The organism is Acinetobacter sp. TUM15064, from assembly GCF_008980265.1.
GTDB lineage: Bacteria > Pseudomonadota > Gammaproteobacteria > Pseudomonadales > Moraxellaceae > Acinetobacter.
Map to the genome: position 1 here is coordinate 19,051 of NZ_BKFU01000031.1, position 19,007 is coordinate 38,057.

The window sequence follows — 19,007 nt, forward strand, 5'->3', positions numbered from 1 at the left end:
ATTAACTCCTTTAATAGTTTTATTCTTCTGTTTTTAAATACAACGATCTCTTCGCTTCAAACTGTTCAGATTGAAGCGAATATGTGTATAAGTTTTAAACTGACTCGCTTATGACTTAATACGAATCAAAAGGTTCAATAACCAATTGGCAAATTTTCCATAAGGAGGAGCTAAAAACTTCAAACTCGAAAAACCCGCCTGATAAAACACAGGGCGCATTTTTGAAAAAGTCAAAAAGCCTTCATAACCGTGATAATGTCCCATCCCGCTGGCACCAACGCCACCAAACGGCAAGTCATGTTGTCCAACATGAAATAATGCATCATTGACCGAAACCCCGCCCGACATAACTCGGCTAATATAAAACTCAACTAATTTTTTATTATGACTAAATGGATAAAATGCCAATGGTCGATCACGCTGAATAATATAGTCCACGACCTCTTCAGGCTTTTGATAGGTTTTCACCATCAAGATTGGACCAAAAGTTTCGCGGGTATCAATTTCCATCCCATCATTACTGTTCAAGACCAAAGTCAGTGGAAACTTTCGCGTCGTAGCATCCGGTTCTTGTTGGTTCAAATTAATCAGACTTGCGCCCTTAGCTTCGGCATCTGCAAGTGTATGCACTAAGCGTTGGTAAGCACGCTCATCAATGACAGACGTATAGTCGTGACTATGAATATCTGGGACATGCGCTTTTACCCATGCCGTTGCCGTATGGATGAATGCTTGCAACTTCGTCTCATGTACAAAAACATAATCCACATTGGTACAGATTTGCCCCGCATTAAACTGTTTGACAAACAGAATCCGTTCGACCGCTTTTTCCATAGGGTACTCAGGATCAATCACCGCAGGGGATTTCCCCCCCAATTCCAAAGTCACAGGCGTCAAATTTTGTGCTGCCGCAGCCATGACTTTACGCCCGGTTGCACCAGAACCTGTAAAGATCAAATGATCGAACGGAAACTTTGAAAAAGCGATTCCCACCTCTCCGGTTTCATCGAAAATTTGCAATTTCTCAGCTTTAAAATATTTAGGGCTGAGCTCAATCAGTAGTTGGGCCAAATGCCTTGAATTTTCAGACATTTTGACCATAGCTGTATTACCTGCTGCAAATACCGCAGAGAGTTGAGAAAACATCAAATTAATCGGAAAATTCCACGGCACGATCACGCCAATCACACCCAATGGTTGTGGAATTACACGGTTCTTTGCACCAAAGTACAGGCTATGATCGACATGACGGCTTTGTACTTTGGTCCACTGTTTTAAGTGTTTGATACTTCCATTAATGTCATCAGTCACAGTAATAATTTCAGCCAATAACGTTTCATGACGTGAACGGTTACCATAATCCTGATTTAAAGCATCAATAATCGCTTCACGATGATTATTAATCAGCGCTTTTAAATTCAATAAGTGCTGTTTTCTTTGTGCAAGGGTTTCAATGCCTTGCTCAAGAAAGTGACTGCGCTGTAATTTGAAAGCATTGTGTAGTGTCTGTTCCATCACTGTTTGCTCGATATGAGACTGAGCCGTAAGTTGCATAAGCGTTCCTTATTAACAGCTAAAAAGTGGTGATTTACTGGTCGTCGATTAGGTTAAGCTGAACTCTCATCCTACTTTATCAAATTACTTGAAATTGGCTTGACTTTTTAGGACACTTATTTGATCTTTCAGGACAATATGGAACATTGTTATGGCCAGCTATATTCGTGCAGCCAGCCTTGGTGGATTTGAAGAACTCGTCCGAAGCTATAATGTAAATCCTATTGAAATTTTAAAAGACATTGGGATTTTACCTTCTTTACTTCGAGATCCCGATGCGTTTATTCATTATGATCATTATTTAAGTTTATTAGAAAAAGCAGCTTTCGTGTGCCAAGAAGAGTGCTTTGGCCTAAAACTCGGTGCACTGCAAAATATTAGTACTATTGGCTTAATTGGTGTGTACATGTCACGACAGCTAAGCATTTTGGAGGCGCTAAAAGTTGCCAAAAAATATGTTTACCTACATGCTGAAGGAATTGTATTTCAAGTAACCCGCTATAATGCGCAGACATGTAGACTCAACTTTGTCCGTCTAAATGACTACAACATCGACATGCCACAAAAGTCACAACTCGCAATTTGTCTAGTCAGCAATATTCTCAAGGATTTAATCGGGCCACCTTGGTATGCAGAAAAAATCTGCCTAAAACAAAGAGCACCTCAACACAGCGCGCATGTTTTTAAAGAACATTTTCCCTGTGAAGTTGAGTTTGAAAAAGATGAAGATGCTCTGTACTTCCCAGCAGCATTTTTAACGCTTAAACCCTATAATTTCAATGAAGATTTAGTCGATCAACTGATTCTACAGCGCCTTGAGATGCAAAGCAGTACCAAGGCAGATGATCAACCCCTTCTCATTGAAAGCTCCATTCGTATGTTAATGGCAACTGGTGATTGTAGTATTGAAAATATCGCATTGTGTCTGGGGATACATCCCAAAAAACTACAACGCACCTTAAAGCAACAAGGAACCAGCTATCGCGATTTGCTCGAAAATGTTCGTAAAAAAGAAGCTCTGCGCATGATTGACGCAGGTAATATTAGCTTAACAGACATAGCCTTACAGTTAGGCTATGCCGAGCTGTCAATTTTTAGTCGGAACTTTAAAAACTGGTTTGGCTATCCAGCAAATGAATGGAAAAATAAAGTGAGAAGTCATCTAGAATAACTTCTCACTTTCATTGGAATTCAAAATGAGTATGTGACAGGTTAACCCTACACATTAAAGTCCGTTTTTTATTTTTTAGGGAAAACAAAAGAAGCAATCAATCGTGCTCCCCAACCTTTAGGGCTAGCATCATGATCATCCGCCCAATATCTCGCACCCGCACCAACACTGATCAACTGCCCATTTAGATTAATAACTTTTGTAACAGTAAGATTTACTGGCATTGTGGCCTCTTCAGAATTCCAATCATAGGTTGTTTCTGTATTTAGACCCACGGTCGTACTGTTCGGATAGGTATAACTTACAAAAGGTTGCACAAAAGTACTACTGATGGCATCCACGTCATCATCATGTTCTACTCCCCAAATATGGTTTGCCAAAGCACCCACTGTCCAACCATGTGTTTGTTTCAAAATAACAAAAGTCGGTCCAAGTCCATATTGATCTGCACCCAAAGTTTTTTCTGAGGCTGTCGGAAGTAATATCGCTGGACCAACTCCCCATGTAATTCCACTCTCAGAAGTTTTCGAAGGAGAGAAAAATAGACTTTGTACAATATCACCTACCCCCCAATCATCCTCAAGGTTTGATTCGTTATAAACTTGATAAGTCACAGGTAAAACTGTACGTGAAATCAAATTCCAATTTTCATTCAACTCAATCGGTATTACAGGCTGAATATTCAGTTGATAACGTTCAATATTCTCAGCTGCACCAATATTCTCATCGTAATTAAACTGAAAAGGTACGCTCACCAGATTTGCAACAGGATTTGACAATTGCTTTGCTAAATCTGCATCATCGGCAAAAGCTTGAGAGTTACAAAAGACACTGCATACCATTAAGGAAAGTAATATTTCTAGCTTTCTGTTTCTCATAGAAAAATGATTCATATACCGAATGCCCCTTTATAATTTATGGATATTATTGAGTTATAACAAATACTTGCTCTTTTTCTACTAACTACACTGACTCAACCAGCACATACGGCTCTTTGAATGAATATCAAAGCTTCCGTATCCCACTGATTAAATATGCCTAAATTTTTAATATTATAAATTTTGAATCTTATTACTTTGCTTATTGGATTAAAGCTTAGTTTTTTATAGCACAATTCATAATAGCTGCAACAGTTTTTAACCTTGGTTTTATTATAGTAAATTGATTGCAGAAATAAGTGCTTAGTCCGTGTTTATATAAAAAGGCTTGAATCATAAATAATTTTTAGGTGAAACACATAAACATCAAATAAAAATCTGTATTTGACGCCACGAAGCTTATTTATTTCTTATTTTTATGCTTATTTTTTAACCAAAAGAAAATTTTATATTTCAAATTATATACTCATATTTTTCAAAGATTTAATGCTTAAAAAGGCTTTTTTTTAGTATAAAAACTCTATTTAGACTATTTTTTGAACTGATTAGTTATATCTAGAGTATTTACTCTTATTCTAATTGTGCTATTTTTGTGACATGGAGTAACAAATGATTTCGGTTAACCGACTTCTCCAAAAGCCAAAAAACATAAACACAAAATGAGCAACAAACATTTGCATTTGCACCTCAAGGAAAGACGTAGAATGAAATTAAAGACATTAACGACAGCAATGATTTTAGCAACTGTACCAATGACCGGGGCATTTGCCGCTGCTCTAGATCGTTCAGGTCAGTCAATCTCTGCATTCTTGCAACCTGGTAACTATTTTGAAGCAGGTATTTCTGTATTAGATCCAGATGTATCTGGGAAGGCTATTTCAACTGCTGGTGGCGGCAATCTTTCTGACATGGGAGATGATTACTACTTCCCCTCAGCTGCTCTTAAATTACAAGTAACAGACCACTTCTCATTTGGTTTGATCTATGACCAACCATTTGGTGCTGATGCTGCATACTCAACAAGTGACCCACTTGTTGGTCTCAATACAGGTTTGTTCCACTTAAACGGTGAAGCAACTGAAGTAGAAGTTGACACTCAAAGTTTGTCTATGATTTTTGGTTTCCAGCCAAATGAAAATTTCAACATTTATGCTGGTCCTGTTTATCAAACAATTAAAGGTAATGTTCAATTACGTGGTGCGGCATATGGTTCAGCTAACGGCCTTGGCTTATATAATGCTGATTTAGATGAAGATGGTGCAGTTGGCTGGTTAGCTGGCTTTGCTTATCAAATTCCTGAAATTGCTTTAAAAACATCTATCACTTATCGCTCTGAAATTGACCACAAAGCATCTGCTCGCGAATATGGTCAAAGTAACGTATTAGCATTTGTTGGCAGTAGCCCTGTTTACGATGTAGCAACAGATGCAAATATTACAACTCCCCAATCTGTTAACCTTGATTTCCAAACAGGGATCATGGCAAATACAGTTGCCTTTGCAAATGTACGTTGGGTGAATTGGAAAGACTTTTCTCTTGACCTAAAACAATTCGGAACTGTTGCAGATACTCTAGGTGCGCTAGGCCAGACTCCAGACAACCCAAATGGCTTTGATATTGTTGGTTATACTGATGACCAATGGTCAGCAAACGTAGGTGTAGGCCGTAAATTTAATGATCTATGGGCAGGTAATGTCTCAGTAGGTTGGGATTCTGGTGCAGGTAATCCTATATCAACTCTTGGCCCAACTGAAGGTTACTGGAATGTTGGCTTAGGACTTCAATATAGTCCAACACCTGCAACCTTTATCGCTGGTGGTGTTAAATACTTCTGGTTAGGCGATGCAAAAGCGCAAGCCGCATCTAACTTTGGATCAGATACTTATGTTGCAGAATTTAATGACAATGATGCTTTAGCTTATGGCTTAAAAATCGGTTATCGCTTCTAATCCCTAATCGTGAAAAAACCATCTATAAAGATGGTTTTTTCTTTTTCTTGGAATAAAAGCCTTTCTTAATTTTTATACACTTGTCACTCATTTGAACAACAAATCAACACTTAAACTTTTTTCATAACAATAAATGCCTCACACCCCAGTCTAAAAATAAGTTTATAAAAATCATAAAATTAATTAGTATTTTTAGTGTTTTTACTCTAAGCAAGTACATTTTTTAACTTCGCCAGTTCATTTCATAACCTGATCTGAGCATTTACTCTTTTTTTATTTATGTTACTTTTCGTGCCAATCATTTACATAAAGCTACAACAAGGAATGTCTCCCCATGAAGCTTAAGGCACTTCGCTCAGCTATTTTACTTAGCTTAATTCCAACAACTTCAGTATTTGCAGCAGGTCTTGACCGCTCTGGTCAGTCTATTCTGCCATTTCTACAATCTGGAAATTATGCAGAAGCATCTTTCAGTGTACTTGATCCAAATGTAAGTGGCGAAAGTAATAATGGTGCATCTGTTTCAGATATGGCTGATGACTACTATTTCCCTTCTGCCGCCCTTAAAATTCAAGCGACTGAACACTTTTCTTTTGGTTTACTTTATGACCAACCTTACGGTGCTGACTCTCAATACTCATCTGCAGCAGGTGCATTTGGTAATGGGAAAGAAGGCACAAGTGTAAAAGTGCGTACCAATAATCTTTCACTGATTTTTGGTTATCAACCTACTGAAAACTGGAATTTATACGCTGGTCCTGTTTATCAAACAGTTAAGGGCAATGTTTCTTTACGTGGCAGTGCTTATTCATTGCTTTCTGGTTATGACATTAACCTCGAAGAAGACGATGCTTTTGGTTGGTTAGCTGGTGCAGCTTACCAAATCCCCGAAATTGCTTTAAAAGCTGCTGTTACTTACCGTTCTGAAATTAAACACGAATTAGATACAACGGAAACTTCGAATATCTACATTCCTTCATACGGTATTGACCTACGTTCTGTTACAAGCCAAACAGAAGTTGTCACGCCACAATCTGTGAATCTTGATTTCCAAACAGGTATTGCGAAGGATACTTTGGCATTTGCGAACATCCGTTGGGTACATTGGGACCAATTTGCAGTAAGTCCAACAGCTTTAGCAACAGCAAGTAAACTTGCTAAAGGGAAAGCGCAAAACCTCATTGATTATTCAGATGACCAAATTTCTGCAACTGTTGGTGTCGGTCATAAATTTACCAGCAAATGGTCTGGTTCTGCATCTGTAGGTTGGGACTCTGGTGCAGGTAATCCTGTAACAACTTTGGGTCCAGTAGAAGGTTTCTGGAGCGTAGGTTTAGGTGGTCAATATAGCCCAGCAGAAAACTATTTCGTACAAGCAGGTGTTAAATACTTCTGGTTAGGTGATGCTAAAGCTCAAACTGGTGGTAATGTTGTTGGTGATTTTAGTAATAACGATGCAATCGCTTACGGTTTAAAATTTGGTTATAAATTCTAAATCCTAAAAGTTGTATCCAATAAAAAAGGCGTATCTATTTAGATGCGCCTTTTTTGCTTTCGTAGATATTGCTTTTTATGCAGGAATATCGCGAACTGAAGCATTACGAATCGCTTCTTTTAAAGCATCATAACCATGAATTGGTGGAAACTGAGGGAACTCTTTGATTACATTTTCTGGCGCATCAAATAAAAATCCTTTGTCCGCTTCACCGAGCATAGTAGTGTCATTATAAGAATCACCTGCGGCAATCACACGGAAATTCAAACTATGTAACGCCTTGACTGCCTCACGTTTTTGGTCAGGTTGACGTAACTTATACGCTGTAATCATTCCCTTTTCGTCAGTTTCTAACTTATGACAAAAAATGGTCGGCCAACCTAATTGCTTCATTAAAGGATGTGCAAACTCATAGAAAGTGTCTGATAAAATAATCAACTGAAAGTGTGTGCGTAACCATTCAACAAATTCTTTCGCACCTGGAAATGGCCCCATTTCGGCAATCACTTCTTGAATATCATTGAGGCCTAAACCATGTTCTTTTAATATATTTAAGCGCTGGGTCATGAGCACATCATAATCAGGAATATCACGCGTGGTTGCTTCAAGCGCCTTAATGCCTGTTTTTTTAGCAAAGTTAATCCAAATCTCTGGAACCAATACCCCTTCTAGATCAAGACAAACAACTTCCATGAAGACTCCCTTTTATTTACGTGGAAAAATTTGCCCTATCATAGCTTAATATTTGTCTAATGCATTGTTGTTTTTTAAATCTATTTTTTTCATAAGCATTGATTTTTTAGTGATAAGTAGCCTAATTCAACTCTATTAAAATACTTAGCAAATAACGTAATATAGGTCTTGTTAGATTCCAAGCCTATTGCCAGGATACTCATGACAACCATTCCAACCATTGACCTTGTTGATGCTCTTGCTGCTGAATATGCAGACAAATCGCCAAGTGAAATTTTAGCACTCGCACTGAATCAAAACGGTGAAATCGCCATTTCATTTTCTGGTGCAGAAGATGTCGTACTGATTGATATGGCGGCCAACTTAGGTAAACCTTTCCGTGTCTTTAGTTTAGATACAGGACGTTTACACGCAGAAACCTATCAGTTTATTGAAACTGTGCGCAAACATTACAACATCAATATCGAAATTTGTTTCCCAGAAGCCAATGCAGTTCAACAACTGGTCAATGAAAAAGGGTTATTCAGCTTTTACCAAGATGACCATAAAGAATGTTGCGGTATTCGAAAAGTTCAGCCATTACGTAAAAAATTAGCCACTTTAGATGGCTGGATTACGGGGCAACGTAAGGATCAAAGTCCAGGTACACGAACTGAAATCCCTGTCGTACAGGCCGATATCGGTTTCTCAGGTGAAGGCAAGCAACTGATTAAATATAATCCCCTTGCCAACTGGAGTAGTGCTGATGTCTGGAGCTATATCCGCATGATGGAAGTCCCCTATAACCCTTTACATGAACGCGGCTTTATTTCTATCGGTTGTGAGCCTTGTACACGACCAGTGCTACCAAACCAGCATGAGCGTGAAGGTCGCTGGTGGTGGGAAGAAGCTACGCACAAAGAATGTGGCTTGCATGCAGGTAATTTGAAAAAGTAAAGACTAAAACCACTGCTCAGCAGTGGTTTTTCGCAACTAATAGATACACACAAAGCGCTCCCATTCTTATAAAAAGTCGATATACTAACCTTAAGTTATATAATTCTAACAAGATTGCTCAGATAAGAGCCGTCATATATTGCAGTGAGGCAATCTAGACTATGCGTCCATTACATCCGATTGACTTTATTTTTTTATCACTTGAAAAGCGCCAGCAACCCATGCATGTCGGTGGATTATTCTTATTCCAAATTCCCGAAAATGCACCAGCCAGCTTCATTCAAAATTTAGTAGCGGATATTCGTAATTCAAAATCTATTCCTATCCCCCCGTTTAACAATAAACTGAATGGCCTATTTTGGGATGAAGATGAAGAATTTGATCTTGACCATCATTTTCGCCATATTGCACTTCCCAAACCTGGTCGTATCCGCGAACTCCTGACTTATATTTCACAAGAACACAGCAGTTTGATCGACCGTGCAAAACCATTATGGACCTGCCATATCATTGAAGGAATTGAGGGTAACCGTTTTGCCATGTATTTCAAAATTCACCATGCAATGGTGGATGGAATTGCAGGTATGCGGTTGGTTGAGAAATCCTTATCACATGATCCAAACATCAAAAGCATCGTACCGCCTTGGTGTGTTGAAGGACCACGCGCTAAACGCTTGAAAGAGGATAAAGCGAGTCGATTTAAAAAGATTATGAATGGTGTGGTTGGACAGCTTGAATCTACCCCACGTGTCATGTATGAACTGTCTCAAACAGTAATGAAAGATATGGGGCGTAATCCCGATTACGTTTCAAGTTTCCAAGCGCCAAGCTCCATTTTAAACCAACGCGTCAGCTCTTCACGTCGCTTTGCAGCACAGTCTTTTGAATTTGACCGTTTACGCCATATCTCTAAAAGTCTGGGTGTCACAATTAATGACATCGTACTGGCTGTTTGTTCAGGTGCACTGCGTGAATATTTATTATCGCAAGATGCGTTACCTAAAAAACCACTGATTGCAATGGTTCCTGCATCTGTACGTGATGATGATTCATCTATGTCGAATCGTATTACGATGATCTTGGCAAACTTAGGCACACATAAAGAAGATCCATTAGAACGCTTAAACATCGTCCGTCGTAGCGTACAAAATGCAAAAGAAAAGTTCAAACGTATGAACTCAAATCAAATTTTGAACTATAGTGCATTTGTATATAGTGCGGCAGGTCTGAATATAGCCTCAGGCCTATTGCCTAAACGCCAAGCCTTTAATTTGGTGATCTCGAATGTACCAGGACCACGTGAGCCACTGTACTGGAACGGAGCACGTCTCGATGCATTGTACCCTGCTTCGATCATTTTAGATGGTCAGGCACTCAATATCACCATGACCAGTTATTTAGATAAACTTGAGGTCGGTTTGACCGCCTGTCGCAATGCTTTGCCGAAAATGCAAAACTTATTGACTCACTTGGAAGAAGAAATCCAACGTTTCGAAGCGATTGTGGGGGTTGAAAACCCAAAGTTACAAGCGGTCAGTTGATACCGCAGAACCCATCAGAAACTGAATAAATGACATAAAACTAAGGGGCTTCGATAAGCCCCTTAGTTTTTAATGCTACGACATTGTTTTAATAGTTGATGACATGCAGTTCGAATCATGGCAGTGGTAATTTGTACTTCCTTACCTTGCTCGTCCAAAATATATGCATTATGCGTCACTTTCGTATCCAATAAATGTTTCAAACTAGGTTGAATAATTGCTTCTCTAACACCCATATCACACCTCATTTGCTAAACCTATTTGGTAGAATAAGCTTTGGCTATTTCCGTGTTCCTAGTATTCAAAATCTACAGTCGAAAGTAAAATTTCAGTTGTAACAACTATTTAACCATATATTGTTACAATTTCAGCTCAGAATGATATCGTATTGCTCTTGCGTATATAAATTTTCAACCTGAAATTTAATCACACGACCAATAAAATGCTCCAGATCCGCGACTGCTGGCGCTTCTGCGGTTAACAAGCGGTCAATCACGGATGGATGAGCAACGACAGTAAAGCCAGTCTGAGACTGATAGGCGCGTGTATAACGCATGATTTCTCGAAAGATTTCGTAACATACCGACTCTGCTGTTTTCACATATCCACGCCCCTGACAGGTCGGGCAAGATTCACATAATAAGTGTTCTAATGATTCACGTGTTCGCTTACGTGTCATTTCCACTAGACCCAGCTCTGATACCTGCGTGATTTTGGTTTTGGCATGGTCTTGCTCAAGCATCCGCTCAAACTGAGTCATCACTTCAGTACGATGCTCCTGCTCTTGCATGTCAATAAAGTCGATAATAATAATACCGCCTAAATTGCGCAGTCTCAGCTGACGAGCAATCACCTGTGTCGCTTCCATATTGGTTTTAAACACAGTGTCTTCTAAAGAGCGACCACCCACATAGGAGCCCGTATTGACGTCAATCGTGGTCATGGCCTCGGTCTGGTCAATCATCAAATAACCGCCTGACTTCAGCGCAACACGCGTTTGCAGAGCTTTTTGAATATCTTCTTCTACATTATATAAATCGAAGATTGGACGCTCACCCGGATAGTGAATCAAACGCTCTTTAATATTCGGCACAAATTCTTCAACAAACTCTTTGAGCTTGCCGTGAATTTCACGTGAGTCGACCGAAATTTTAGCAGTTTTTTCGCTTGCAAGATCTCGGATAATCCGCTGCGGTAAAGGTAGCTCTTCAAAAATTAACGATGGCACCGCAATACTAATCTGCTTGCGCTGGATAAACTCCCATAGCTTTGCCAAATAAGCCATATCTTGGGCAATGGCCGCTTCTTCAATACCATCTGCCGCAGTACGAACAATCACAGAACCTGGAAGCTTATGTTCTGCTTGAATTCGCTCAATCATAGAGCGTAAACGGTCACGCTCTGCCTCAGACTCTATTCGTTGCGAAACACCCGTATGGTTCCCATAAGGCATTAAAACCAAATAACGAGAAGGAATAGAGAGATCTGTTGAAAGGCGGGCACCCTTCGTTCCCAACATATCTTTCATGACTTGAACAGTAAGAATTTGTCCCGGTTGCAAAAGCTCAAACACATTCGGAATCGGCTGATTACGTGGCCAAACCATATCATTGATATGCAAAAAAGCAGTTCGTGACAGTCCAATATCGACAAAAGCAGCTTGCATACCCGGAAGAACGCGCACCACTTTACCTTTATAAATATTACCCACTAACCCACGTTTTACCGTACGCTCAACAAATAACTCATTGACCGTGCCGTTTTCAATCAACGCGACGCGACATTCCATAGGCGTGACGTTAATTAATAACTCGTCAGACATAACAAACTCAAAACATTATAAAAAATCTTTTGAGACAGTTAATTTAGTGCCTTAACTGCCCGTAATAACTGTACCGTTTCATACAACGGTAAACCCACCACATTGCTATAGCTTCCCTCAATACGTGGAATATAGCGTGCTGCAATGCCTTGTATGGCATAGGCTCCCGCCTTGCCAAGGGGTTCATGTGTTGCCCAATATGCTTCCATATCTTTAGGGCTTAAGTGCTGAAATTCGACTTCAGTACGAACTACTATACTTGAAATTTGTGCATTTGTACGAACACAAACACCTGTATAAACATCATGCTTACGTCCCGAAATTTTTTCCCACATTTCAAAAGCATGTTGTTTCGATTCAGGTTTACCCAAAATCTCTTGATCGACTCCTAAGCTGGTATCGGCAGCGATCACGATCGCATCTGGATAACGAACTTGCACAGCCTCAGCTTTGGCACAAGCCAGTCGCTCTACATAATGAGCGACCAATTCGCCTGTTTGTATCGACTCATCAATATCTGGGCTGTAAATATCAAAAACTAGGCCAAGCTGCTCAAGCAACTCACGACGGCGAGGCGAACTTGACGCTAAAATTAAATGCGCCATTTTTTTAGGAAGAAATATAAAATGGGAAAGGTCAAAACACTACTCAACAGGGGTTGCCAATGACGGGCAATCGAAAACTGCGCCCCGATCATAATTTGCGCGATCCATGTCATAAATAAATGTGCGACAACAGCCAAAGCCGTGATCACCCAGATATTTGCAAACGTCATAATCCGACGTTCTCGGGTTAAAAAACGTGAGACAAAAGTAATCAGCACAAAACTGAGCGCATTTAAACCTAAGGGTGCATCGAGCAATAAATCGGTGAAAATACCCACAGCAAAGGCGAACCAAATTCCACACCATGTCGGCTGACACAGCACCCAAAACAGCATGACCATCATCATAAACAATGGACGCCAACCAGAGAGCGTATAAGACAGTGGATAGACCATCAACACCGAAGCAATGATCACCGAAAAAATGATCGGAAATAATGGATCACGCTGTTTGGCAGCACGAAGTTTAGCGATCGGCATGCGGTTGCTCCATCGCTAAAGAATCGGAAAATAACACAACGACATGATGTCCACCCGCTAGCTGTGCGGCAGGTACCACATCTATTTGAGCAAACTCACCTGAATTATGACGACTGATTTTTGAAATCGTACCCACCAAATAACCCGCTGGGAAATGCTCACCAAGACCTGAGCTATACACTTTTTCACCCACTTTAATTTCGGCACTGGTCGGGACATATTCCATTTTCAAATGCCCTAAATCTCCCGTACCCGAAACAATCGCTCGCATACCCGAGCGTTCTAAACGGACTGAAAGTGAATGTTCTTTATCTGAAAGCAACATCACACGGCTACTATGTGGATAGACATTGATAATCTGCCCCATAATGCCTTTGTCATCGAGCACCGTCTGCCCTACTTTTAACTGACTGTTGGCACCACGGTTAATCACAATAATATGACGCAGTGGATCAGCATCGGTTCCAATGACTTCTGCAATCTCCATACGACCATCAATGATTAACGGGGTATCTAACAAACCACGCAAACGGGTATTTTCCGCAGATAGTTCAGATAATTTTTGTAAACGTACCTGTGCCTGTAACAGTTCAGCTTGCATCGCGGTATTTTCACGGCGCAGTTGAGCCTCAGACTTGGTTTGTTGATTCAGCCACTCTCGCGATAACACGGGATAACTTGCTACAGCATAAATTGGATTATAAGCGGCGTACAAGACATCTCTTGCAGGTTGAATCACATGCGGCATGCGCCAGTTAAAAAACAGCACAACCAAACATGTGATCACTGCAATGATAAATGAGCGAAAAGATGGCGGTTGTCTGGAAAACAGATTTGTTTGCACCCGCCGATTCCTTTATTAGCCTACAAATAACATGTCGTGATTTGGATTATCGAAGAACTCCAAAACTTTACCACCACCACGAGTGACACACGTTAAAGGATCTTCTGCAACCACCACAGGTAAGCCCGTTTCTTGCGCAAGAAGTTTGTCGAGGTTACGTAGTAATGCACCACCACCTGTCAACACAATACCGCGTTCAGCGATGTCTGAAGACAGCTCAGGAGGCGTTTGCTCAAGTGCAGATTTCACAGCCGAGACAATACTTTGTAGAGGATCAGAAATCGCTTGCGTGATTTCGTCCGAAGTTACATTAATGGCACGTGGCACACCTTCAGCAAGGTTGCGACCGCGAACTTCAATCTCAAGCGTTTTAGCATCAGGCTCGGGTAAAGCCATACCCACTTCTTTCTTGATAATTTCTGCAGTGGTTTCACCAATCACACAACCATGAGCCTTACGTACGTAGTTAATGATTTGTTCATCAAATACATCACCGCCAATACGTAGTGAGTCAGCATAGACACAACCTTGTAATGAAATGATCGCAATTTCAGTTGTACCACCACCGACATCCACCACCATCGAGCCACATGCTTGCTCAACTGGCATACCTGCACCAATTGCAGCGGCCATTGGTTCTTCAATCAAACGAACATCACGTGCGCCTGCATTAAATACAGCTTCACGAATAGCACGACGCTCAACCAAAGTTGATTTGCAAGGCACACACACCACAACACGCGGTGCAGGTGGGAACAGACGTTTTTCATGTACTTTACCAATAAATTGGTTCAGCATGGTTTCAGTCACTTCAAAATCGGCAATCACACCATCCTTCATTGGACGAATGGCAGAGATATTCGCAGGGGTACGGCCTAGCATTTGCTTTGCATCAAGACCTACTGCGGCAACGATTTTTTGTGAACCACTGTGACGAATTGCCACAACTGTCGGTTCATTTAATATAATGCCTCGTCCTGGTGCATAAATAAGTGTATTTGCTGTACCTAAATCAATGGCTAGATCGGGCGAAAACAAGCCAATTAGTCTTTTTAGAATCACGGAGACGTTCTCGATTAAACTTTATGTGGACGCAAGGTGGCAACTTTAACTAAATGTGATGATTTGAACAAGTCAATCGCTTATTATAACGCACGATATTTTGAAATTTTTTAATACTGACTCAGGTGATGTTATGTCTACATCGGATGCACAGCATTCTGCAGATTTAAATGCACAAACAGTTTCAGCAATCGCCAATCTTGCTCGATTGTCGCTAGATGATACGCAATCTGCTGAATATGCTCAAAGTCTAAATAAAATTTTAGGCATGATGGAAACCTTAAAAGGTATCGACACCGATGGTGTTGAGCCGCTTAAAAGCCCATTTGATCACCCACAACCCTTACGTGAAGATGTGGTTTCAGAAACCAATCATCGTGATGAATATCAAGCCATTGCACCGCAAGTGCAAGATGGTTTGTACCTTGTTCCTCGCGTGATTGAATAATTTCTATTCAGTTAAACCATTATTTTGTAAAAATTAACGTAAAGACATTTCTCATGACAGATTTACATCGCTTATCGATTCGTGAACTCTCTGAGGGTTTAGCTGGGGCTAAATTTTCATCTCGCGAACTGACTGAACATTATTTAAAGCGCATTGCAAAGCTAGATACACAAGTTAAATCTTATGTAACCGTAACTGCAGAACAAGCGCTGGCACAAGCCGATGCTGCCGATGCCGCAATTAAAGCAGGCACAGCAACCGCATTGACAGGTGTGCCCATTGCACACAAAGACATTTTTTGTACCCAAGGCATTAAAACCACTGCGGGTTCAAAAATGTTGGATAACTTTATCTCTCCTTACGACGCCACTGTTGTAGCGAAAGGCAAAGCCGCGGGTCTAGTCACTTTAGGTAAAGTGAACATGGACGAATTTGCAATGGGTTCAACCTCTGAGAACTCATTCTATGGCGCTACAGCAAACCCTTGGAACTTAGGTCATGTACCGGGTGGTTCTTCAGGCGGTTCTGCGGCAGCGGTTGCAGCGGACCTTGCTCCATTTGCAACGGGTACAGACACAGGTGGTTCTATTCGCCAACCTGCATCATTCTGTGGCTTAACGGGTCTTAAACCAAGTTATGGCCGTGTGTCGCGCTTCGGGATGATTGCGTATGCATCATCACTCGATCAGGGCGGGCCAATGGCACGTTCGGCTGAAGACTGTGCCTACCTCATGAATGTGATGGCAGGTCATGACGCGAAAGACTCAACATCGGTTGAAAAAAACGTTGATGACTATGTGGCGAATTTAAACGGCACATCTGTTAAAGGTCTACGCATTGGTATTCCAAAGCAATACTTCAATGTCGCTGGTTTAGATGCAGACGTGAAAGCACGTGTTGAAGAATCATTGAAAAAATTGGAAGAGATGGGCGCGATCCTAGTTGAGATTGATCTCAACATGACTGAAGCTTATGTTCCAACCTATTACCTGATTGCACCTGCTGAAGCGTCATCGAACTTGTCTCGTTACGATGGCGTACGCTATGGCTACCGTGCAGAGAACCCAGTTGACCTGATGGACTTATACAAGCGTTCACGTTCTGAAGGTTTTGGTGCAGAAGTACAGCGTCGTATCTTGATTGGTACGTATGCGTTGTCTGCGGGTTACTACGATGCGTACTATGTTAAAGCTCAAAAAGTCCGTCGCCTGATTCAACAAGACTTCTTAAAAGCGTTTGAATCCGTGGATGTGATTGCTGCACCTGCTGCACCAACCACGGCTTATAAAATTGGCGCGAACTTGTCCCCAGTTGAAATGTACTTGGGTGACATTTACACCATCGCGGTTAACCTTGCAGGTCTTCCTGCGATTAATGCACCTGTTGGTTTTGACAAAGACAACTTACCTGTGGGCTTACAGCTGATTGGTAACTATTGGTCAGAATCTCAACTGTTGTCTGTGGTACATCAGTACCAACAAGCGACGGATTGGCATACGAAACGTGCGGCAATTGCTGAGGAGAATGCATAATGGCCCAAAACAATGGTAAGAATGCTGCTAAACCAAAGTCGTTATTAATTGACGGTTGGGAAGTCGTGATCGGGATCGAGATTCACACTCAGCTTGCGACCCAATCTAAAATCTTCTCAGGTTCTTCAACTGAATTTGGTCAAGACCCAAATACACAAGCCAGCCTCGTTGACTTGGCAATGCCGGGTGTACTGCCTGTATTGAATAAAGAAGTGGTGGATTTAGCCATTCGCTTTGGTTTGGGGATTGATGCTTACATCGACCAAGCGTCTGTGTTTGCACGTAAGAACTACTTCTACCCTGACTCTCCAAAAGGCTACCAAATCAGCCAAATGGATAACCCGATTGTGGGCTTGGGTCATATCGACATTCAACTTGAAGATGGTACGGTAAAGCGCATTGGCGTAACGCGTGCTCACCTTGAGGAAGATGCAGGTAAATCGATCCATGACCAATTTGAAGGTATGTCAGGCATCGACTTAAACCGTGCAGGTACACCTTTGCTTGAAATCGTGTCTGAACCTGATATGCGTTCGGTTGAAGAAGCGGTGGCTTATATCAAATCGATTCACACTTTAGTGCGTTGGTTAGGTATTTCTGACGGTAACATGGCAGAAGGTTCATTCCGTGCTGACTGTAACGTGTCGTTACGTCGTCCGGGTCAACCGTTCGGTACACGTTGTGAGTTGAAAAACCTCAACTCGTTCCGTTTCATTGAACAAGCGATCAATGTTGAAATTGAACGCCAAATGGAAATTTTGGAATGGGATGGCACGATTGACCAAGAAACGCGTCTATTCGACCCTGTGAAGATGGAAACACGTTCGATGCGTTCGAAAGAAGAAGCGAATGACTATCGCTACTTCCCAGACCCGGATTTGTTGCCTGTGATTATTTCAGATGCTCAAATTGAATCGGCTCGTGCTGCATTACCTGAGCTTCCTGCGGCACGTCGTGAGCGTTTCGTAGCGGACTTTGGTGTCACTGAGTATGATGCGCATGTGTTGACGTTGACCCGCGAAATGTCAGACTTTTATGAAGTGGTTGTGGCTGCTGCTGGCGGCGCGGCTCAAGGTAAAGTGTCTGCAAACTGGGTCATGGGCGAGTTCTCTGGTGCTTTAAATAAAGCGGGCTTGGAACTAGCAGACTCTCCTGTTTCTGCTGAAAAGCTTGGCGGCATGGTTGCACGTATCGTGGATAATACCATTAGCGGTAAGATTGCGAAGCAAGTGTTCGGCTTTATGTGGGATGAAGGTAAAACTGCGGACGAAATTATTGCGGAAAAAGGCTTGAAGCAGGAAACTGATACAGGCGCGATTGAAGCGATTATTAAAGACGTTCTTGCTGCCAACGAGAAGATGGTTGAAGAGTTTAAATCTGGTAAAGAGAAAGCTTTCAATGGTCTTGTCGGTCAAGTGATGAAAGCGTCTAAGGGTAAAGCTAACCCTGGTCAAGTGAATGAATTGATGAAAAAATTGATTGGTTGATTTATTCGCTAATGAATTGATTCCATGTTATAAAAACCTCGCTTAATGCGGGGTTTTTTATGAAACATTCAATTATCTATATATCTACAACATCATCTTAGTTAGAACAAATAATCGACAAAAAACGATTAAGAATCTTTGCTGGAGACTTTATTCTCAACCATGCTTCTGAAGAAGTACAAATTTTTTATAAAGTTTTGGATGATGAAACACTTAGAGAATTAAGTAACTTACCCCTAATCATCAACGATGATTCTAATATCTTACGTATTCTAAAAATTAAAAAAGCTATTTATGATTCTAAAAACTCTATAATTGAAATTACATTTCATGAGAGTCTTACTGAGCATCCCAAAAGAAACGACGTTTTGGAAATAGATAAAAAGAGGTGGATCAGGAAATTTGAACAACACTTATAAGTGATATTTTGCTCCCCAAATGATGTTATAAACATCAATATATGGAGTATTTTATGGCACGTAGACCAAGAAGAAATCATTCAAATGATTTT

At 41.0% G+C, this 19,007-nt stretch carries 17 protein-coding genes; 8 read left to right on the forward strand and 9 right to left on the reverse strand.

What is annotated here, in order from left to right; translation table 11 throughout:
• Window positions 1-108 precede the first annotated feature (108 nt).
• Window positions 109-1,554 (reverse strand): coniferyl aldehyde dehydrogenase, encoded by a 1,446-nt coding sequence (locus tag GBI16_RS10605; protein ID WP_151707045.1) that lies wholly within the window; start codon window positions 1,552-1,554, stop codon window positions 109-111.
• A gap of 151 nt (window positions 1,555-1,705) precedes the next feature.
• Between GBI16_RS10605 and GBI16_RS10610 the strand changes: the two genes are divergently transcribed.
• Window positions 1,706-2,725 (forward strand): AraC family transcriptional regulator, encoded by a 1,020-nt coding sequence (locus tag GBI16_RS10610; RefSeq protein ID WP_151707046.1) that lies wholly within the window; start codon window positions 1,706-1,708, stop codon window positions 2,723-2,725.
• Between the two features lie 68 nt (window positions 2,726-2,793).
• Here the strand turns inward: GBI16_RS10610 and GBI16_RS10615 are convergent, their stop codons facing one another.
• Complete coding sequence (locus GBI16_RS10615) at window positions 2,794-3,603, reverse strand: transporter (RefSeq protein WP_228146971.1); 810 nt, start codon at window positions 3,601-3,603, stop codon at window positions 2,794-2,796.
• Window positions 3,604-4,307: 704 nt separating this feature from the next.
• On the opposite strand from GBI16_RS10615, the gene GBI16_RS10620 reads away from it, so the two are divergent.
• The gene (locus tag GBI16_RS10620; protein ID WP_151707047.1) at window positions 4,308-5,552 is read left to right on the forward strand and encodes an OmpP1/FadL family transporter; all 1,245 of its coding nucleotides are present in this window, start codon (window positions 4,308-4,310) and stop codon (window positions 5,550-5,552) included.
• 334 nt (window positions 5,553-5,886) lie between these two features.
• On the forward strand, window positions 5,887-7,047 hold the full coding sequence (locus tag GBI16_RS10625; RefSeq protein WP_119064269.1) for an OmpP1/FadL family transporter: 1,161 nt from the start codon (window positions 5,887-5,889) through the stop codon (window positions 7,045-7,047).
• A gap of 75 nt (window positions 7,048-7,122) precedes the next feature.
• On the opposite strand, the gene thrH is transcribed toward GBI16_RS10625, so the two are convergent.
• Entirely contained in the window at window positions 7,123-7,740 is a 618-nt protein-coding gene (gene thrH / locus GBI16_RS10630; RefSeq protein WP_151707048.1) for a bifunctional phosphoserine phosphatase/homoserine phosphotransferase ThrH, read from the reverse strand.
• A 201-nt stretch (window positions 7,741-7,941) separates the two neighbouring features.
• Here thrH and GBI16_RS10635 point away from each other — a divergent pair, with 201 nt between their 5' ends.
• Together GBI16_RS10635 and GBI16_RS10640 are read left to right on the forward strand one after the other, a co-directional pair.
• Entirely contained in the window at window positions 7,942-8,676 is a 735-nt protein-coding gene (locus tag GBI16_RS10635; protein WP_110974955.1) for a phosphoadenylyl-sulfate reductase, read from the forward strand.
• A gap of 161 nt (window positions 8,677-8,837) precedes the next feature.
• Window positions 8,838-10,217 (forward strand): wax ester/triacylglycerol synthase family O-acyltransferase, encoded by a 1,380-nt coding sequence (locus tag GBI16_RS10640; RefSeq protein ID WP_086208602.1) that lies wholly within the window; start codon window positions 8,838-8,840, stop codon window positions 10,215-10,217.
• 62 nt (window positions 10,218-10,279) lie between these two features.
• On the opposite strand, the gene GBI16_RS18670 is transcribed toward GBI16_RS10640, so the two are convergent.
• The 6 genes from GBI16_RS18670 to GBI16_RS10665 all read right to left on the reverse strand — a co-directional run bounded on the left by GBI16_RS18670 (window position 10,280) and on the right by GBI16_RS10665 (window position 15,029).
• Window positions 10,280-10,453, reverse strand: a complete 174-nt coding sequence (locus tag GBI16_RS18670) for a PA1571 family protein (RefSeq protein ID WP_086208603.1) — start codon at window positions 10,451-10,453, stop codon at window positions 10,280-10,282.
• 131 nt (window positions 10,454-10,584) lie between these two features.
• On the reverse strand, window positions 10,585-12,039 hold the full coding sequence (gene rng / locus GBI16_RS10645) for a ribonuclease G (RefSeq protein ID WP_086208604.1): 1,455 nt from the start codon (window positions 12,037-12,039) through the stop codon (window positions 10,585-10,587).
• Between the two features lie 38 nt (window positions 12,040-12,077).
• Window positions 12,078-12,644: a Maf family nucleotide pyrophosphatase gene (locus tag GBI16_RS10650; protein WP_086208605.1), complete on the reverse strand. Its 567-nt coding sequence runs from the start codon at window positions 12,642-12,644 to the stop codon at window positions 12,078-12,080.
• Window positions 12,632-13,123, reverse strand: coding sequence for a rod shape-determining protein MreD (gene mreD, locus GBI16_RS10655; RefSeq protein WP_086208606.1), 492 nt, complete (start codon window positions 13,121-13,123; stop codon window positions 12,632-12,634). The genes GBI16_RS10650 and mreD overlap by 13 nt, the downstream gene beginning before the upstream one ends.
• The gene (mreC, locus tag GBI16_RS10660) at window positions 13,110-13,967 is read right to left on the reverse strand and encodes a rod shape-determining protein MreC (protein ID WP_086208607.1); all 858 of its coding nucleotides are present in this window, start codon (window positions 13,965-13,967) and stop codon (window positions 13,110-13,112) included. The genes mreD and mreC overlap by 14 nt, the downstream gene beginning before the upstream one ends.
• 15 nt (window positions 13,968-13,982) lie before the next feature.
• Entirely contained in the window at window positions 13,983-15,029 is a 1,047-nt protein-coding gene (locus GBI16_RS10665; RefSeq protein ID WP_086208608.1) for a rod shape-determining protein, read from the reverse strand.
• A gap of 133 nt (window positions 15,030-15,162) precedes the next feature.
• Between GBI16_RS10665 and gatC the strand changes: the two genes are divergently transcribed.
• The 3 genes from gatC to gatB are packed head-to-tail and all read left to right on the forward strand — an operon-like array spanning window position 15,163 to window position 18,496.
• Window positions 15,163-15,477: an Asp-tRNA(Asn)/Glu-tRNA(Gln) amidotransferase subunit GatC gene (gatC, locus tag GBI16_RS10670; RefSeq protein WP_004694671.1), complete on the forward strand. Its 315-nt coding sequence runs from the start codon at window positions 15,163-15,165 to the stop codon at window positions 15,475-15,477.
• A gap of 53 nt (window positions 15,478-15,530) precedes the next feature.
• Window positions 15,531-17,009: an Asp-tRNA(Asn)/Glu-tRNA(Gln) amidotransferase subunit GatA gene (gene gatA / locus GBI16_RS10675; RefSeq protein ID WP_086208609.1), complete on the forward strand. Its 1,479-nt coding sequence runs from the start codon at window positions 15,531-15,533 to the stop codon at window positions 17,007-17,009.
• Complete coding sequence (gene gatB / locus GBI16_RS10680; RefSeq protein ID WP_086208610.1) at window positions 17,009-18,496, forward strand: Asp-tRNA(Asn)/Glu-tRNA(Gln) amidotransferase subunit GatB; 1,488 nt, start codon at window positions 17,009-17,011, stop codon at window positions 18,494-18,496. The genes gatA and gatB overlap by 1 nt, the downstream gene beginning before the upstream one ends.
• Window positions 18,497-19,007 lie beyond the last annotated feature (511 nt).

Excerpts from the sequence above, each read along its gene's own strand:
- GBI16_RS10650 (WP_086208605.1), bottom strand. The coding sequence starts at position 12,644 with ATGGCGCATTTAATTTTAGCGTCAAGTTCGCCTCGCCGTCGTGAGTTG.
- GBI16_RS10610 (WP_151707046.1), top strand. The coding sequence starts at position 1,706 with ATGGCCAGCTATATTCGTGCAGCCAGCCTTGGTGGATTTGAAGAACTC.
- mreD (WP_086208606.1), bottom strand. The coding sequence starts at position 13,123 with ATGCCGATCGCTAAACTTCGTGCTGCCAAACAGCGTGATCCATTATTT.
- gatA (WP_086208609.1), top strand. The coding sequence starts at position 15,531 with ATGACAGATTTACATCGCTTATCGATTCGTGAACTCTCTGAGGGTTTA.
- GBI16_RS10625 (WP_119064269.1), top strand. The coding sequence starts at position 5,887 with ATGAAGCTTAAGGCACTTCGCTCAGCTATTTTACTTAGCTTAATTCCA.
- GBI16_RS10640 (WP_086208602.1), top strand. The coding sequence starts at position 8,838 with ATGCGTCCATTACATCCGATTGACTTTATTTTTTTATCACTTGAAAAG.
- gatC (WP_004694671.1), top strand. The coding sequence starts at position 15,163 with ATGTCTACATCGGATGCACAGCATTCTGCAGATTTAAATGCACAAACA.
- rng (WP_086208604.1), bottom strand. The coding sequence starts at position 12,039 with ATGTCTGACGAGTTATTAATTAACGTCACGCCTATGGAATGTCGCGTC.
- thrH (WP_151707048.1), bottom strand. The coding sequence starts at position 7,740 with ATGGAAGTTGTTTGTCTTGATCTAGAAGGGGTATTGGTTCCAGAGATT.
- GBI16_RS10635 (WP_110974955.1), top strand. The coding sequence starts at position 7,942 with ATGACAACCATTCCAACCATTGACCTTGTTGATGCTCTTGCTGCTGAA.
- gatB (WP_086208610.1), top strand. The coding sequence starts at position 17,009 with ATGGCCCAAAACAATGGTAAGAATGCTGCTAAACCAAAGTCGTTATTA.
- GBI16_RS10605 (WP_151707045.1), bottom strand. The coding sequence starts at position 1,554 with ATGCAACTTACGGCTCAGTCTCATATCGAGCAAACAGTGATGGAACAG.
- GBI16_RS18670 (WP_086208603.1), bottom strand. The coding sequence starts at position 10,453 with ATGGGTGTTAGAGAAGCAATTATTCAACCTAGTTTGAAACATTTATTG.
- GBI16_RS10620 (WP_151707047.1), top strand. The coding sequence starts at position 4,308 with ATGAAATTAAAGACATTAACGACAGCAATGATTTTAGCAACTGTACCA.
- GBI16_RS10615 (WP_228146971.1), bottom strand. The coding sequence starts at position 3,603 with ATGAGAAACAGAAAGCTAGAAATATTACTTTCCTTAATGGTATGCAGT.